16 protein-coding genes are annotated in these 17021 nt (G+C 50.5%); 2 read left to right on the top strand and 14 right to left on the bottom strand.

What is annotated here, in order from left to right:
• Nucleotides 1-4 precede the first annotated feature (4 nt).
• From RLO07_RS15155 to RLO07_RS15095, 13 genes are read right to left on the bottom strand one after another with little or no spacing between them, the layout of a single operon-like run.
• The gene (locus tag RLO07_RS15155; RefSeq protein ID WP_462292982.1) at nucleotides 5-409 is read right to left on the bottom strand and encodes a Zn-ribbon domain-containing OB-fold protein; all 405 of its coding nucleotides are present in this window, start codon (nucleotides 407-409) and stop codon (nucleotides 5-7) included.
• Nucleotides 406-1569, bottom strand: coding sequence for a thiolase family protein (locus tag RLO07_RS15150; RefSeq protein ID WP_462292981.1), 1164 nt, complete (start codon nucleotides 1567-1569; stop codon nucleotides 406-408). Before RLO07_RS15150 ends, RLO07_RS15155 begins: the two co-directional genes overlap by 4 nt.
• Before the next feature lie 39 nt (nucleotides 1570-1608).
• Nucleotides 1609-2631: a 4-hydroxy-2-oxovalerate aldolase gene (dmpG, locus tag RLO07_RS15145; protein WP_462292980.1), complete on the bottom strand. Its 1023-nt coding sequence runs from the start codon at nucleotides 2629-2631 to the stop codon at nucleotides 1609-1611.
• Complete coding sequence (locus RLO07_RS15140; protein ID WP_462292979.1) at nucleotides 2624-3571, bottom strand: acetaldehyde dehydrogenase (acetylating); 948 nt, start codon at nucleotides 3569-3571, stop codon at nucleotides 2624-2626. The genes dmpG and RLO07_RS15140 overlap by 8 nt, the downstream gene beginning before the upstream one ends.
• An 11-nt stretch (nucleotides 3572-3582) precedes the next feature.
• Nucleotides 3583-4425, bottom strand: coding sequence for an alpha/beta fold hydrolase (locus RLO07_RS15135; RefSeq protein WP_462292978.1), 843 nt, complete (start codon nucleotides 4423-4425; stop codon nucleotides 3583-3585).
• Between the two features lie 25 nt (nucleotides 4426-4450).
• The gene (locus tag RLO07_RS15130; RefSeq protein WP_462292977.1) at nucleotides 4451-5359 is read right to left on the bottom strand and encodes a VOC family protein; all 909 of its coding nucleotides are present in this window, start codon (nucleotides 5357-5359) and stop codon (nucleotides 4451-4453) included.
• A 13-nt stretch (nucleotides 5360-5372) separates the two neighbouring features.
• Nucleotides 5373-6224, bottom strand: a complete 852-nt coding sequence (gene hcaB, locus RLO07_RS15125; protein WP_462292976.1) for a 3-(cis-5,6-dihydroxycyclohexa-1,3-dien-1-yl)propanoate dehydrogenase — start codon at nucleotides 6222-6224, stop codon at nucleotides 5373-5375.
• Nucleotides 6221-7426 (bottom strand): NAD(P)/FAD-dependent oxidoreductase, encoded by a 1206-nt coding sequence (locus tag RLO07_RS15120; RefSeq protein WP_462292975.1) that lies wholly within the window; start codon nucleotides 7424-7426, stop codon nucleotides 6221-6223. Before RLO07_RS15120 ends, hcaB begins: the two co-directional genes overlap by 4 nt.
• Nucleotides 7419-7733: a bifunctional 3-phenylpropionate/cinnamic acid dioxygenase ferredoxin subunit gene (locus tag RLO07_RS15115; RefSeq protein WP_462292974.1), complete on the bottom strand. Its 315-nt coding sequence runs from the start codon at nucleotides 7731-7733 to the stop codon at nucleotides 7419-7421. Before RLO07_RS15115 ends, RLO07_RS15120 begins: the two co-directional genes overlap by 8 nt.
• 50 nt (nucleotides 7734-7783) lie before the next feature.
• Nucleotides 7784-8350: an aromatic-ring-hydroxylating dioxygenase subunit beta gene (locus RLO07_RS15110; protein ID WP_462292973.1), complete on the bottom strand. Its 567-nt coding sequence runs from the start codon at nucleotides 8348-8350 to the stop codon at nucleotides 7784-7786.
• 33 nt (nucleotides 8351-8383) lie between these two features.
• Entirely contained in the window at nucleotides 8384-9655 is a 1272-nt protein-coding gene (locus tag RLO07_RS15105; RefSeq protein WP_462292972.1) for an aromatic ring-hydroxylating oxygenase subunit alpha, read from the bottom strand.
• Nucleotides 9656-9681: 26 nt separating this feature from the next.
• Nucleotides 9682-10455 carry a 2-keto-4-pentenoate hydratase gene (locus RLO07_RS15100; protein WP_462292971.1) on the bottom strand — a complete coding sequence of 258 codons (774 nt, stop codon included), beginning with the start codon at nucleotides 10453-10455 and terminating at the stop codon, nucleotides 9682-9684.
• Nucleotides 10452-12083, bottom strand: a complete 1632-nt coding sequence (locus RLO07_RS15095; protein WP_462292970.1) for a class I adenylate-forming enzyme family protein — start codon at nucleotides 12081-12083, stop codon at nucleotides 10452-10454. The genes RLO07_RS15100 and RLO07_RS15095 overlap by 4 nt, the downstream gene beginning before the upstream one ends.
• Nucleotides 12084-12254: 171 nt before the next feature.
• Between RLO07_RS15095 and RLO07_RS15090 the strand changes: the two genes are divergently transcribed.
• Together RLO07_RS15090 and RLO07_RS15085 are read left to right on the top strand one after the other, a co-directional pair.
• A complete protein-coding gene (locus tag RLO07_RS15090; RefSeq protein WP_462292969.1) occupies nucleotides 12255-13055 on the top strand; it encodes a transposase in 801 nt (266 codons plus the stop codon).
• A 314-nt stretch (nucleotides 13056-13369) separates the two neighbouring features.
• Nucleotides 13370-14143, top strand: coding sequence for an enoyl-CoA hydratase/isomerase family protein (locus RLO07_RS15085; protein ID WP_462292968.1), 774 nt, complete (start codon nucleotides 13370-13372; stop codon nucleotides 14141-14143).
• Nucleotides 14144-14198: 55 nt separating this feature from the next.
• On the opposite strand, the gene RLO07_RS15080 is transcribed toward RLO07_RS15085, so the two are convergent.
• The gene (locus RLO07_RS15080; protein ID WP_462292967.1) at nucleotides 14199-16535 is read right to left on the bottom strand and encodes a TonB-dependent receptor; all 2337 of its coding nucleotides are present in this window, start codon (nucleotides 16533-16535) and stop codon (nucleotides 14199-14201) included.
• Nucleotides 16536-17021: the final 486 nt, after the last annotated feature.

Raw genomic sequence — 17021 nt, 5'->3', positions numbered from 1 at the left:
GCGCTCATTTGACCAGTTTGAATATTGGAATTTTTACTGAAGCACCTTGAGAAAAAACTACTGCTACCGTGTCGCCAATTTTGGGAATTCTTTCCTGACCTTCTAATATAATTCTGGACATCATTCTTGGGCCTTCGTCCAGAGCAATGATTGCCAAGTAATATGGATGTGATCCAAATTCGGGTGTTAGCGGCCTATGTAAGAGAGTAAGCGCATCAATGCTTCCTCGGCCCGACAGTTCAATCCATTTATCTGAAATTGAATTTTTCCCTTTTCCAATCGGTGCGGCGTATAGCCACGCAATGGCTCCGTCCTCGGATGTTCTTGCCACCAGTCGATTTTCCAGGGTTGCATCCCAATACACAGTAGATTCGAAATCGGGCGTTGGCTGATATGGGATACCACTCATTTCACTTTTCCTTGTTGCAGTATCAAGGTTGAATGCAAGCCCATAACTCCGCCGTTGCCATGTACCAACGCAGTCCGGGCATCGCTAACCTGTCGCTCTCCGGCCTTTCCTTTTAGCTGGCTAACTGCTTCAACCACATGCAGAAAACCGCCTGCCAAGCCCGGGTGACCACCCGACAACAATCCACCATGTGTATTGGTGGGTATTTTTCCATTTGGGCCCAAAGCGCCCGAGGCAACAAAACGGCCGCCTTCACCTTTCTCGCAAAAGCCCAAGTCTTCAAGCTCAATAAGAAGTGCAATTGTGAAACAGTCATATAGTTCTGCGATATCTATGTCGCTGGGGCCCAGCCCGGCCATGTTGTATGCCTTCTGCCCGGATATCACAGCAGCACTGGATGCAAGCTCAGCCTGTGACCCAACATAGGCCCAGCCATAGCCTTGCCCGTGCCCTGCTACTCGGACCGAAATGTCAGAGGCCATGTCTTCTCTTTCCAGGATAAATGCTGCCGCCCCGTCGGTAACGATGGAGCAGTCCAACATTTTTAGTGGTGTGCTAATAGGTCGGGAACTCATCACGTCATCTACCGAAATGAGCTCGCGAAGCCGGGCATTTGGGTTGCGCGATGCGTAGGCCCGCGCAGCTACGGCAATCTCAGCCAATTGCTCTTCAGTTGTACCGAATTCGTGGCAATGCTTACTTGCAACTAACGCGTAGAGTGACGCCAAAGTAGGCCCATAGGGCAACTCAAACTGCGGATGCGCAGTACCGGTTTCTGCCATGTGTGCGATCAGGTCTTTTTCTTGCCCAAATGTCTTCAGGCTTGCTCCGCCAACACAAAGCACTCTTTGACACAATCCAGCCTCGATGGCCATTTTCGCCTGCACCACCGCGGCACAGCCGGACGCGCCGGCCACATCTACCGTGGCGAAATAATCTGGTTTCATACCAAGCGCATCAGCTACCACCGCAATCGGCATCATCCAGGAATCAGTCCCCAGCGGGACTGTAATCAACCCATCAATGTCAGAAAGCTGTATGCCGGCATCCGCAACTGCGATGAGCGCAGCCTCTGCTTGCAACCGAAGATTGGTTTTTCCGGATGCCTTGCGCATTGGGGTTTGTCCAACCCCTGTGATAACAGCACTAGATGATTTCAATATTCTTTCCATTCGACGGTGAGCGAAAAAGAAGGCAAACTAGCTGCCACTGCTGAGGTCCAGGGCTACATCCACGATCATGTCTTCTTGACCGCCAACCAGACGACGTCGCCCCGCCTCTACCAGAATAGACCGCACATCTACACCATACCTGCTGGACGCTGTTTCGGCATGGCGCAGGAAGCTGGAATACACTCCTGCGTAACCAAGCGACAATGTTTCCCTGTCTACGCGAACAGGGCGATCCTGCAATGGCCTCACCAGGTCTTCGGCGGCATCCATCAGGCCATAGAGATCGGCACCATGTTTCCAGCCTTTTCGGTTTATCGCGGCGATGAAAACCTCGATGGGTGTATTTCCAGCGCCCGCACCCATTCCCGCCAATGAAGCATCGACACGAATGGCACCCTGCTCGACAGCGACAATTGAGTTTGCGACACCCAAAGCAAGATTATGGTGCGCATGAATGCCGCGTTCCGTTTCTGGCTTTAACACGCGATCGAGCGCCTGAAATCGCTCCCGAATGCCATCCATATCCAGCGCACCGCCAGAATCTGTAACATACACACAAGTGGCTCCATAGCTCTCCATCAGAGCTGCCTGCTTGGCCAGTTCTTCCGGCTCAATCATGTGTGACATCATCAAAAATCCGACCGTATCCATACCCAGATCGCGCGCCTGCATGATGTGCTGCCTGGAGATGTCCGCCTCAGTACAATGAGTGGCAATACGAACTATGGATACACCGGCCGCTCTTGCATTTTTCAGGTCTTCAACCGTGCCAATACCGGGCAAAAGCAATGTGGTCAGCTTTGCCCGTTTCAACTTATCGGCAACTGATTCAATCCATTCCAGATCCGTGTGAGCACCGAAACCATAGTTAAAAGAAGAGCCAGACAGACCGTCGCCATGCGCAACTTCGATTGCATCGACCCCCGACTCATCGAGCGCCTGTGCAATTTTCACCACCTTATCCAGACTATATTGGTGCCGTATGGCATGCATTCCGTCGCGCAGAGTGACGTCTTGTATAAACAGTTTTGTCTTGAGCGGATCAAGCATGCGACACCTCTCTCTCAATTCGCATTGCCGCGAAATGTTCTGCCGTGCGCATTGCAGCCGACGTCATAATGTCCAAATTCCCTGCATAAGATGGTAGGTAGTGGGCCGCGCCCTCTATCTCCAGAAACACAGTGGTTTTCAGGCCAGAAAACTTTCCAACGCCGGGAATGGTTATCGGCTTGTCACTGCCAATTACTTCAAATTGGATATCTTGCTTTAGCTGATAGCCAGGCACGTACTCCTGCACTAACTCAACCATCGCGTGAACCGATTGTGTGACTTTTTCCTTATCTGTTTCCTTGGACAGGGTAAGGACGGTATCCCGCATTTTCATCGGTGGCTCGGCCGGATTGAGAATAATAATGGCCTTGCCATGCTCCGCCCCTCCCACTTTACTAAGGGCGTTTGCCGTGGTTTCTGTAAACTCGTCAATATTTGCTCGAGTGCCCGGGCCAGCTGATTTGGAAGCTATCGAAGCAACAATTTCAGCGTAGTAAACTTTCGACACCTGTGATATCGCGGCAACAATAGGAATAGTTGCCTGCCCGCCGCAAGTCACCATATTCAGATTATTGGCTTTTGACTCACTGTTTAGATTGACTGAAGGGATTACATACGGGCCTATCGCCGCCGGCGTAAGATCGACAACCAGTTTTTGGTGCTCTTGCAGTATTTTGTTGTGGCTTGCGTGCGCTCCCGCAGAGGTTGCATCGAACACCAACATAACATCTTCAAATTCCCGCATGCGCACCAAGCCATCCAGTCCATCGCTGGTGGTTGCAACTCCCATGCGCTTCGCGCGAGCTAGCCCATCGCTGTCGGGATCAATCCCGACCAGCACTTTCAATTCCAGGCTCTTGGAAAGGCGCAGTATTTTGATCATGAGATCGGTTCCAATATTTCCGGAACCAATAATGGCTACACCTATTTTCTCTTTCATAGCTCAACTGCCTATTTGGTTTCGCTGCCCAAAAACAGGGTCACGAGCTGATTGAATTCGTCAGCTTTCTCCCACTGAACCCAGTGGCCACATTGGGGAAATATATGCAGTTGTGCATTTGGCATTTGGCTGAGGAATATCAAAGCTGAATCGACGGGTATCACCCGATCTTCGCGGCCCCAAAGAACGAGCGTTTTGTGTTTAATTTTGTGCAAGTCCTGCCAAAGCGGCTCAAAAGGTGACTCGGCGCTGGGCGGACCAGGTGGGTGCTCCAAAATGTCTTCGCGAACACTTGCCTCAAAGCGATCTTTTACAATCTCATCGCTTATCAAGCTTTGATCAGCGACCATTACTGAAACAAAGCGCTTCATTTTTTCGAATGAAGGCCCGGGCTCTCGATAATAATTCATCATGTGCTTCAGCCCTTCCGACGGGAAAGGTGTAGTCAGCGCAAAACTTACCGCCGGCCCCATCAGCACAAGCTTATTCACCTTCTCAGGCTCAAGCAACGCTGTCATCACAGATGTGGCACCGCCCAGTGAATTACCCACAAAGTTTGCTTTCGGTAGGTTTAGCGCATCCATCAACCTGCATACAATTCTTGAATAAAATGCGATGCGGGGTTCTTTTAATGTCAACTTGGTGGACTCGCCATACCCGGGAAGGTCAACTGCAATTACCCGATGTGTTTTTGCAAGTTCAGGTATATTGCGATGGAAGTTGCTCCACCCCGAGGCACCCGGCCCTCCTCCATGAATAAAAATCAAAGGAAAGCCGGTTCCCGCCTCATGGTATCGAACGGACAAACCCTCAATCTCAACGCTACGATCAACAATTTCCATGCCAGCACCCACTAGTTAATCTCCTCTTTTAGCCACACTATTTATGATCTACTTTGGGCGGGGGCGTACCAGGGCCCGGCGCGTGTCCCCATATGGACATTTGATGGTGAACCTGAACAGCCCAATCGGAATCATCTACTTCAATGGCTCCCCAACCCACTTCAACTTCAAAGCCAGAGGGTGTGGCCATGTAAAAAGAAACCATGTGGTCATTTGTATGTCTGCCCAACGTTAGCGTGATGGGTAGCTTGTCCCGCACCGCTTCATCGTATGACAAGCCCACATCGTCAAGCTCGTCATACTGCAGCATGAAATGCTGGACTTTTTTTGGCATTGGCATCTTCGCAACTGCTATAGAATGGTGCCGGGGATTGCATCGTAGAAAAGCAAGGTCTACGTTAAACCCCTCGAATGGACTAAAGCGAATGAAGTCCGAAAGTCGAAAACCAAGTACATTTTGGTAAAATTCGATGGTTGCCTGAGGGTTCTGGGAATTGAGGACGATATGGCCCAGGCCCTGGTCACCGGTAACAAATTTCGAAATCGCTCTTGGCGAATGAAACGGTTCTTCGAACTTTACAACCTGACCACAGAAAACCTCTTGCAGCACCCCATCCGGATTGGCAAACAGGATTGCCCGATTAACACCACGCTGCTCCAATAACTCATCATCTGCCTCGCGGGATTCAGTTCCACTTTCGGTTAGCCTGGCCTTTAGCTGATCCAGCGCTTTGTTATCGGCCACCTCCCAACCCATAAAACAAAGGTCGTTTTGCGGACCTTCTTGAAGAAACAATCGGGCCGCTCGTTCGTCCATGCGATATTTTTTTATACCGCCAGCGGATCCAGCTGGCATCAAACCCAGACGATTGAGCAGGTAATCTTCCCAGTCAAGCTGACTTGAAACTTCAAAGCCCAGGTAAGCCAGATTTTTAATTAACGACATAGGTACTCCAGAATTAAGATGATTTACTGTACTTTTCCAGCAGGTCATAGCCACCGCCCGGGCGAGGAAAACCCCGCACGCCCATGCCACCGTGGGCTTCGATAACCGAGCCTGTAATAGGCATTGAATCAGTCTCGGATGCGAGCAGAACATAGGCGCCGCAATAATCTGATGCCTGGGGCAACCTGGAAATGGGTAAGATATCTGGTGCGAACTCGGCCAGCGGCACTTCCCTAATCGATCGATTGTTTTGATCGAGCGCATTCGGACCTCTTAGCTCTGAGTCAAATGGACCAACGGCCACTCCATTAACCCTCACTCTGGGCGCCAATTCATAAGCCAATTGTTTAACAAGCCCTACGCCCGCATGTTTGGACGCGGTATAGATCGGTCCGCCGCCTGCAACGTAAAAAGCAGCGTTTGACAGGGTAAAAATCATGGTGCCGCTGCTGCGCACAAGCGCCGGCAATGCAGCTTTCGCACCCAAAAGGTAGCCTTTAACATTTACTGAAAAAATCTCATCAAAAGCGCCCTCGATCTTTTCGTCCTCCAGGTCGGCAAGTGATTGCATGAAATCCCATATACCGGCATTGCCTACAAACACATCGAGGCCACCAAATTTTTCGACACAAGCATCGACGGCGCGGTTGTTGGCCGACAGGTCAGTTACGTCACCCTCGACCACAACGCATTCGTCAATGATTTCCTTGTCGAGTGCTTTCAGTTTGTTCGAGGAGTTTGCCATAAGGCCAACTTTTGCCCCCTCTTCCAGAAACCTCTTTACCAGCGCAAATCCCAGCCCCGAGGAACCTCCCGTTACCAAAATACGACGCCCATTCAGCTGGCTTTGCTTGCTCTTCTTCATACAACTTTATTCTCTTTGATAAGCTCACGGATATTGCGGCTTGCATCGGTTAACTCTGCCGTATCCAAAACAAGATCGGCTTCAATAATTCTGTGAAACAGTCGCATTTCTTTTGTTGAAGAAATGCCGGAAGCAAAGACTACTTGACCCTGCTTTGTGCCAAACTCGATCAAAGTAGATTCTCCAGATCGGGTATGAAATTGCTCCACCTCGCCTAAATTTCCGGCAGCTTCTACTCGTAAATCGTATTGATCAGACCAAACCCAGGACGTTCGCGGAACATACCTTTGACCTGTCAAAATTGAGTGTGCGACCGCCATTCCCTGCGCCTGTGCAGATGTCCAATGCTCTTGTCGGCCCACACCTTGAATGTTTGCGGTGTCACCAATGCAATAAACATTCTGGTAATTCGTTTGAAACGAATCGTTAACTGAAACTCCATTGAATACCTCTATACCGGATGATTCAGCCAGTTCGATATTCGGCCTTGAACCTACTGCCATCAAAATGAAGTCTGCTTCTATGTTAGTTCCATCTTCAAAACAGGCCGTGCTGAAATCCAGACCCAACAAGCGTTTTTCAAACTTGAACTGTACCCCCTCTGCCTGGTGCCTACTTGTTAAGTGCTTACGAATATGGGCTGGAAACACCCTCTCCATGGGTGCCTTGGAAGCATCGACCAGGGTTACATCGCAACCGCATTGCCGAAGCGACGCGGCAACCTCACACCCGATCAGCCCCGCCCCAACAATCAAGCCGGTGTTGGACGATTTCGCCATTTGCCGCAGCTTGATTGCATCCGAATAGCTCTTCAGCCTGTAGTAGGACGCGCCGTTTCTAACTTCAATTGAAGGCTCTATCGGGCGTCCTCCCGTAGCAATAATAATTGCATCGGCTGAAATTCTCTCGCCGGAACGGGCTCGCAACTGGAGAGCTATCGGATCAATTTCCGCAACTTCCCAGTCCAATAATAGATTTACGTTGTTTGATCGATAAAATTCCGATGGCTGCAGCATGATTTGTTCGACAGAAGTGCCACTACTTATTACTGTCTTGGACAAGGGCGGGAGGTCATAGGGGTAATCACGCTGATTGCTTAGTAGCGTAATATCACCTTTATACCCTTCTTGCCGAAGCGACGCTGCCGCTGTGACACCGGCCACACCTGCACCTACAATTGCAATTTTTTGATAACTAGTCATTGGACTCTAGTTGTACAAACACTGCGCCGTCTTTAATCACCACAGGATATGTTTTAAGCGCCTCACAAGGTGGCATTGAAACGACATCACCAGTTCGCACGCAAAACTTACCCATGTGCCAAGAGCACTCAATAATATCGCCGTCAAGATAGCCATCGGAAAGCGATGATTGCCCATGAGTGCAAGTATCCTGTGTCGCATAGAATTCGCCATCGACGTTAAAAACAGCAATCGGAGGCTCACACAGCAGTTTTAATGCATCCCCCGGATCAATTTCATCGATACCGCATGCCCTAAGTAATTTCATATCCCACCCACGCTACGCCAAAAATTCCCCGTGCAGGAGAAATAGACTGACTAGAAGAAAATTCCAAGATTGGACCCATGCACAATCGCATCATCAAAAACAATGTTTCTGTATGCCAGTTGCCACGCCGCTGGATCTGTCTGGATGCGCCAGATATCAAAGCGCGCGCATGAGAACAACTCCTTCTGGTGGTCTAACCTGGATCGATAAACTAGTTGATTTGAACCAACCAGAACCTCACCCTCTGAAGCGCTCTTGACGACTATATTGCTGACTAATCGTCGCGTTCTGGAAGGTGGGTCCTCAGACCAGGCCATATTGGTCCCCAGCCTTCTTAACCGCAACGCAATTCCACCCTTATCTTCTTCAAAATGGGACAACTCGCCTGGATCATTGAACTCAAATTGAAGCTCGCGCCCCAGCCGGTTGGTTCTCAGCGGCATTTCATAGAGCAGATCGTCGGAGAGCATTTCCAACCACTCGGCGTAGCGTCTTGAATCGAGCAGTTCAGCTTCTCGATAGAGCACCCGCTGCGCCAGAAAGTGTTGTTGCGCATCCCCGTAATCGGACTGCTCAAATTTCTCTGTAATTTTTCGGTTGTAAGTTACTGGTTGCATTTTGGTTTTCCGTCAATTAGTTCGCTCCGGGTTTCACGAGGTCATCAGCTTGTGCCAACGCCCGTAAAACGCCCGAGCGGCAGACTCACTAACGATACTATCGCTCATGCCTTCTGTTTGGCCGCTGGGATCCCTTGTTTCGTGCTTGCCAAGACCAGCGTAGAAATTTGTACGCTTTCCTATAGGACCCCGAAGGCTGCGCATGACCTCTGCCCAGTTTTCTGAATCATCTTGTTCAAACACACCGGACGTGCCGAACGTTCGGGTAGTAGATCTGCGAACTTCTTCTTTTGCTTCAGCCGGGGCATCTTTGTCTACCAAGGTCCAGGCCCACACTTCTATCTCATTTGGCCCCCTGGGGTGCCACACACGCAGCGTCTGGTTTGTTTGCAGATAACCCAGGTTTGGAAACAGGTTCATATGGACGCTGAGAAAGGTTTCACCTCGAGCTTTTCCCAGTCGATTATTTGCTTCTTCTCGCTGTTGCTCACTGAAGTATTTTGCCCAGTTTTTTCCGACAGTCATGGCCCCAAAAGCATCGTAGAAATCGGTATTGGCACCGAAGCCGCCGCCATGCCCCTCAAGTGAAAACCCCTGTCTTCCGGTAGGCAATTCCGGCGGAGGCGCGCCCTCCGGTACATAAGCCAATACACCGGAAGCGTGCGTGATCGTAAAATGGTAAATGTCGCTGGTAAATTGCTCTGCAGCCAATTTCCAATTGGCGGGAACCACCCACTTGTGAACTCCGCCGATAACTTCAGTGCCGGCTTCTGTTCGGTTAAATACGCCGTCGGCCCACCATTTGAACTCGCCAAGCGACTCTTCGAATGGCGCAACATTCTCATCCCAACAACCGAAGATCAGACCGCAATAAATGTGCATTCGAGGAACAGGAATAGCGCTAAGCGTCTGTTTGTCGAGTTTATCCATTACTACAACTTCTTCGGCGGTAATTCCCATCAGTTCGCCCGCGGTGCCGTAAGTCCAACCGTGGTACGGACAAGTAAAAGCTTTTGAATTGCCTTTGTCTGCGCGACACAGCCTTGCACCGCGATGTCGACACTGGTTCAGGAAGGCCTTGAAAGTGCCATCCTTCTGCAATACCACCAGCACCTCATCAAGCCCCATGTAGGTACGAAAAAAGTCGCCGGGTTTGGAAAACTGAGATTCGTGAGCCAGAAACAACCAGCTCCTCGTGAAAACCTTTTCCATTTCCAGATCAAAAATCTCCTGATCAGAATAGATCCCTGCCGGGATAACCCCATTCTCGGCATCCATTCCATTTAATACTGAAGTTGTTGACATTTGACCTCCAGAGATACTCGATTCAACTAGCCAGCTTGCGCTGCCACCTCTCCCAAACCGCCTATTCTCGCGCGGTAAGCACACCGCGCATCGAAAGAAACCATCGGCCCAAGAGCCCCACTTAATATAATGTTGCCGGCGGCAACAGGAAGACCCTGGCGAAGCATGGTGCGAACCAACCACTCGGCTGCGTTCAAGGGGTTACCCATGCAGGCGGCTCCGCAGCCATGGGCTACTGCTTCCCCATTTCGCTCCAACACCATCCCGCATAGCTCTAAATCAATCTCAGAAAGCAATCTTCTTTCGCTTCCCAGAACGAATCTACCGCTAGATGCATTGTCAGCAACCGTGTCTACTATGTTGATATCCCAATCCTTGATTCGACTATCAGCAATTTCCAATGCAGGAACAGCGAAATCAATAGCCGCCACCAACTCATCTCTGGAAAAATCCTCATTCTCGATAGCCGAACCTAATACAAAGGCTACCTCGGCCTCGATCCTTGGACTGATTAGCCCGGTGATATCAATTTCACCTGCGTCGCCAATCTGCATGTCTGCAAATAGCACACCGTAATCTGGCTGATCTACACCAAGCTGCCGCTGGACTGCCGCCGACGTAAGACCGATTTTGTATCCGACTATTTCCCTTCCCGCTTCAAGTGCCACTTTTGTATTGACAGATTGAATCTTATAGGCGACCTCTACGTCCAATTCGGGAAGATGTGAACGTATCGGTGGTATCGCCGTTGCGCTTGCCGCTGAGTTGCGCAGCTTTTGCGCAATCGTCTCGATACTCATCTGCTCACCGACCCTGCATTATTCAGTATTTTCTTTACCGCCAAACGATCAATTTTGCCTGTTGGACCAAGCGGCAAGCTTTCCACGAAAACGATTTCTCGCGGATGCGAATAGGCTGCGGATTTTTCAATGTAGTAGTCTTTCAGAGCCGCTGCCCCAAGCTCGCTACCCGCCCGAACCTGCACTACTGCAGCAGGAACCCAAGACTTCCCTGGATGGGGAAGCGCCACCACACTGGCGGCTACAACTTCTGGATGCGACTGGAGCGTTTTCTCTACCTCCAAAGGGTAGATATTTTCTCCGCCGCAAACGAACATGTCGTCGACACGCCCTTTAAAAAAATACCATCCCTCGGCGTCTCGCACCATCAAATCGCCACTCTTGAGCCAGCCATCGACAAACTTGGCCTGAGTCAAATCTGGCAAATTGTGATAGCCCAGCGCAAGCCCAGGATTCCTGATCCACAACTCCCCCTCTTCTGCGTTCCTGGCCTCTGTTCCATCCGGGCGGATTAGCTTTAGCTCGATACTAGAGTCTTCAGCCTTACCACAACTCTCCAGACTGCCTCGAGGCTCGCCCGGAGGATGAGCCAGAACTCCCGGCCCTCCTTCGGTAAGCCCGTATACATGGCATGCGCGAACACCAAAGTAGTCTTCGCACTGCGTCAGCAAATCCAGCGCCCCGGGAGCCGAGCCGCAAAATATCGCCCTGAATTCGCTGAAATTTGTTGCGTTTATATCTTTCGCTGAGTCGAGAAGCATTTGATACATGGCGGGAACGCCAATGGTGAAATCACACTTGTGCTGCTGAATTGCCGTTACGGCCTGCGCGGGTTCAAAAGTCTCGGCCAACACCACACAACCACCCAGCATCAGCAGGGGATTTATCGATCCAAATAGCGCATTGATATGGAATATTGGCACCGCAAGAAAGCAGGACATCGGCTGCAGCTGAGTTGAATCAGGCAACAGATCGCGCATGTAGCGCGCATGCATAGCTGCCGACCAAATTTGTCCAGAGTGGGTTAAAAGGACGCCTTTCGGCTTTCCTGTAGACCCCGACGTATAGGGCTGAATCGACAGACTTTCAGCTTCGGGCTGAAATACTGCATTGCTTACAGTTGCTCCGCTAAAGATCTCGGCATATTTTTCCCAATCAGCCGGGGGCTCACCCTCATCGATAGACAACCTGATCATCGAGCTTGCTTCGGCGCCGGCGGCGGACAAATGAGGAAAGCTTTTGGGGCTCCCCACCAACAACCTGGCGCCACAGTCGTTCAAAACATGAACCAGCGTATCTACCCCCTGCCGAGGGTTTGTTAGAACAGGTACCGCCCCAAGAAGCAGGCTGCCATACAATAGCTCGATAAACTCGATTCGATTTCCAACTGCCAGAACAACCCGGTCTCCCTGCTGTAGGCCGGTACTTTGCAAGGCGCCAGCAACCAAATTTACTCTGGCTGCAAGGTCGTCAAAGCTAACCTCTACTGTATTTTTACTGTCTGCAGAAAGCCACACCAATGCGGTCCGCTTACCATACTTTTCAGCCGCACGCAACGGCAGTTCGCCCAAGTTGGCAACTGAAGTCTCGATGTCGTCAATTTCTTTGTATTTAATTAAACAGTCCATGACACCTAGTGTAAAAATCCGATTTCGTAGAAGATACCATTTTATATCAGGTTTTCATAGTATGATATGTTATGAATTACAGCGTTCTTACGCCAAAAGATGCCTAGCAGGTTGCTGAAAAAGTCCCTCGAATGAGGGAAAATAGCGCAATCGCAGGTTGGAGGCCAAACAATGCGCGGTGATTACCAGGAAGGTGGTGACTTGTTCAGTTATGTGTCGCTGGAACAGCGCATTCCCAAGGGCCACCCGATCCGCAAGATGCGTAAACTGGTCGATGAAGCGTTGACCAATCTGGACTCGGTTTTTGATGAGATCTACGCAGACTGCGGCCGCCCCTCTATCCCGCCTGAGCGTCTGATCCGCGCATCCTTGCTGCAGGTGTTCTATTCGATTCGGAGTGAGCGGCAATTGATGGGGCAGCTGGACTACAACCTGATGTTCCGCTGGTTCGTGGGCTTGAGTGTTGACGATTTCGTGTGGAACCCCTCGACCTTCTCCAAGAATCGGGACCGGTTGGCGCAGGCCGGCATCGGGCGCCGCCTGTTCGAGGAAATCGTCGAGATGGAGAATCGCAGTGGCCTGCTGGTCAATGCCGATCTCACTTTGGCCACCGCTACAGCCGAGCGCGATGCAGCGATCGACATGGCGACGGTACTGAAAGATGGGGCGACACTGGAAGCTGATAAAGGGTATGACACACGGAAGTTTGTCGACGTGTTGAAATTCCTGGATGTTACACCGCACGTCGCCCAAAACCTGAGGTATCCCGACGGGTCTGCGATAGACGACAGAACGACCCGTCATGCAAGCTACGAAATTGGCCAGCGGGTTCGCAAACGGGTGGAGGAGCCCTTCGGCGGGCTCAGACAAACAAAGTTCAGAGGTCTGACTCGGGTAAGGCAGGACTTCCTGAGGGTGATGGCTGCCTACAGTCTGGTGCGTATCAGAAATTTGCTGCCCGAGGCGGCGTAGTGACAGGATGCAGGAAAGCGACAGCGCCCATGAAGAACTCTGACACAGCGGAAATCGGCACAGAATTTCCAGTTTGGCGAAGCTGCCACGAATCCGGCGCGCTGTTTACCAAACACGGGCATGTAACGACGAAAAATTTGAGTGCTCCAGAATCATGCCTTTTTCAGCAGCCTGCCAGGTAGCATGGCGGAAACCTGCTGATACCTCGGGCTCGTCCCAGGGTAGTGCAATCGCTGCAACCTCGGCACTGCAGTGATAAGGGGTAACGACCAGGGTATAGACTACTTCACGAACAAAATTCAGGAGAGCGTGAGATGAACTACATTGAGAGCGACATGAGCGAAAATGGAGTGGCTACGGTCACCATAAACCGACCCAGTAAAAAAAACGCCCTTAACAAAGCCTTAATAGAGGAACTTGTTTCAACCCTACAAGTACACGACCAGAATGAAAAAGTAAGAGTGCACGTAGTCACCGGCTCACAGGGCAACTTTGCTGCTGGCGCCGATATTAACGAGTTGATGGATGAAACCGCACAAGCCCTGCAGCTTGAAAAGAACGAGGCACTTGACAGGCGCGCCATTGCCTCGCTAAAAAAACCCATAGTAGCTGCCGTTGAGGGTGCCGCTTTCGGTGGCGGCTGCGAGATCGCACTGATGTGTGACATCATTGTTTGCTCGACAACAGCAACATTCTGCTTGCCAGAGATCAATGTCGGAACACTGCCGGGAGCCGGAGGAACCCAGCGACTCTGTCAGATTGCAGGTAAATACAAAGCAATGGAGCTCTGTCTCACCGGACGCAAATTTGGTGCTGAAGAAGCTATGGACTTGGGAATTGTTTCCACAATCGCTGACGCAGGGCATGCACTTGAAGTTGCAACCGAGTTGGCCGCATTAATCGCCTCAAAATCCACCTATGCAGCACAGCTGGTAAAAAAATCTGTGAATTTTGCCCACCTCTCCAGTATTGCTGCCGGACTGGAATACGAAGAAGCGCTGTTTTATCAAAGCCTGGGGTCAGACTCGTTGCGGGAGGGTACAAGTGCCTTTATTGAGCGACGCTCGCCAAACTTTTCCAACCTTTGACCCATTAAAAAAGCCAGAGTTTTTTGGCTCTGGCTTTTTTAATATTTACTTTTTACTAAAAATCTTTTCGCAGATTAATCCCGTACGACACGCCTCTGTTTGGGTATCCCAACAACGTTGTGCCGCCTGCCTCAAAGAGCTGGCGGTAGGTCGGTTCATCTGTCAAATTGGTACCGAAAAGCGATACTTCGTAGCCCTGATTCGCATTGGCATAGCTTATTCGAGCCCCCACCAACCCGTACGCATCTTCCAGAGTGTCAGGCGTATTCGCCGCGCGGTGATACACCTCATCCTGCCAGCTATAATCAACCTTGAAAGAAATATCACCTGATTCAACGGGTTGGATATAGGTTAAAGAAGCGCTGTAATTCCACTCCGGCGTTTTTGAAAGTACAAAGCCTTCCTGGATACCAGTAGTTGCCGAGGTAGCAGGGTCAATTTCGGAAATCTCTGAATTCTGATACCCACCCGAACCCGCGAAGAACAGGTTGTCGGTCAGCGACGCAAGGACCTCTACTTCCAGCCCATATATTTTTGCTTTCGATGCATTCACCAAAAATACCTCAAACGCTCCACCGCCTCCCGGTATCGCAACGTTTGACTGCGTATGGATTTCGGCGTAGTCATTATAGAAGACAGCGCCATTAACTCGGAGACGTCCATCGGCCCAATCAGATTTATAGCCAACCTCGAATGCGTCTACAACTTCCGGATCTACCGCATTGGTTACTCCAGAAAGCGAATTGGCCCGGCCATTGAAAGCACCGCTTTTGAATCCGCGACTGTAAACCGCGTACAGAAGATTCCCTCCAGTGGTCTGATAATCGACACCAATACGGGGAGATAGGTTATCCCAACTCTCTTTGGCGTTGGCGGGTGCAACAATATATTGAGGCGTACCTAGCAGCAAACTACCCTGGTAATTGAGCGTCGCATAGTCAAACTCTTTCTCTTCATAGGTGTACCGCAATCCCAGTGTCAAGGCCAGGTCGTCGGTCAGGTTATAAGATGTCTGGCCGTATAGCGCCATGTTATCCACACTTAGCTCTTGAGTTTCCTGATAACCAGGTGAAAGCGTTGGAATGCCCAACCCTGCGACCAGACCCGGGAAGATATCTACAACCGCGCTGCGATCACTATCTTCGTGGAAGAAATAAAGGCCCCCGATCCAATACATATTATCGGTTTCACCCGATATCTGAATCTCTTGCGAAACTTGAGATTGCTCGAAGTCGCTACTTTGATCTACTACGTTGCCGTAAGTACCGTCGCCATCATAAGCCAACGCGGTCTCTACCGTTCGATATGACGTAATCGATTTAACTGACACACCCATAACATCATCGAAATCAACTGTGACTGAAATACCACCTGTCTCGGTATCGTTTTGTGCGGGGCCAGTTGATGTTGTTCGATCGATACCTTCGCCAAAAGGAACAAACGCATCGGCCATCACGACCGGGCCAAGCTGGGGCTGAGCGGGAAATCCCAGTGTGCCCTGCACGAACCCGTTATAACCAAAAAACACATTGGGAAAACCGTTGGTACCTGCTGATGAAACCGGAACCGGGTTTTCATCCGCTGAATAGTAGTCCGCGGCGACAAGCAACGAAGTACTGGCGGTCGGCTCGTATAAAAACTGGCCTCTAACGGTATAGTTGTCGGAGTTGCCGAAATCAATTCCGGGGGCGTACTCAGACTCAGAGAAACCGTCTCTCATATCAAAGTTAGCCGATAGTCGGGCCGCTGCTCGATCGGCAAGCGGTATATTTACGACCCCGGTAGCTCCATACCAGGAATCGTTTCCGGCGGTCAGATCAACAAAACCGCTGTGCGAATCGAATTCGGGCTTCCGGGAGATAACATTGATAGCGCCACCGATGGTATTTCGCCCAAACAAGGTTCCCTGAGGCCCTCGGAGTACTTCAACCCGCTCCAAATCTACTATATTGAATATTCCTCCAACCGAGCGACCGAGATAAACACCGTCCAGATACATACCAACGCCGGGATCGGCGGTAGGCAAAATATCAAACTGACCAACACCTCTAATATAGACCATCGCATTGTTCCCGTCTCCCGAGCCAGCGGCACCGGCCTGGAAGGTCAGGTTCGGGGTGTATTGCCCGATTCCCTCAATACTATGGATATTGTTGTCTTGAAGCGACTTGGCACTAAAAGCCGTGACCGAGACCGGCGCTTCCTGCAGGTTTTCTTCCCGCTTTCGCGCCACCACGGTGACCTCTTCAATAAAGGCTGAGCTAGCTGACTTGGACCGGGATTCTGGGTCCTGCGCCGCGGCACTTTGCAGGCACATCGTTGCGGCAATAAACGCAACCGGGATAGTAAATGGCGCTGCTATCATCTTACTAAATTTGAATGGAATGAACATCTGACTAGACCTCCGCCCTGTAATAGTTCTTATGTAGTACATCGCAGTAGTAGCACAATTTATTATGTGTTACTAACTTATCATATTAGGATTAGTTAGTATATGCAATAGCATCAGCGTGTTTCACCTACAGATCAAGAAAAAGTCGTGCGACCTGTGCAGCAGCGCCGAGCAACTATAACTATATATATCAATATGTTGCGTCATCGCATCAATTCAGAGCAGATTCAAACCTACACCTTTTCGCATGTTTTTATAGCAGGGTTTGATAACATCATCTGTCAGAGTTACCTACGTAATCACCACTGGCTAGGCGGTGCGTGAACCGCGGGGTTGCCTATGACTTTTCATTCCCTGAGGTGTTCAGTCAACGATTTCATGCCGCCGCAGCTACCAGTGGCGAGCCTCGCTTTTGAAGGGCCTTCAGGTACTTCGACTCGTCATACAGTGTCCGGGATTGCCAGCAACGGTAGAGTATTCGTAGCC

The organism is Haliea sp., assembly GCF_040221975.1.
Taxonomy (GTDB): domain Bacteria; phylum Pseudomonadota; class Gammaproteobacteria; order Pseudomonadales; family Halieaceae; genus Haliea.
Note: the sequence above shows the minus strand (reverse complement) of the source record. Positions and strands in the feature narration are given on the sequence as shown.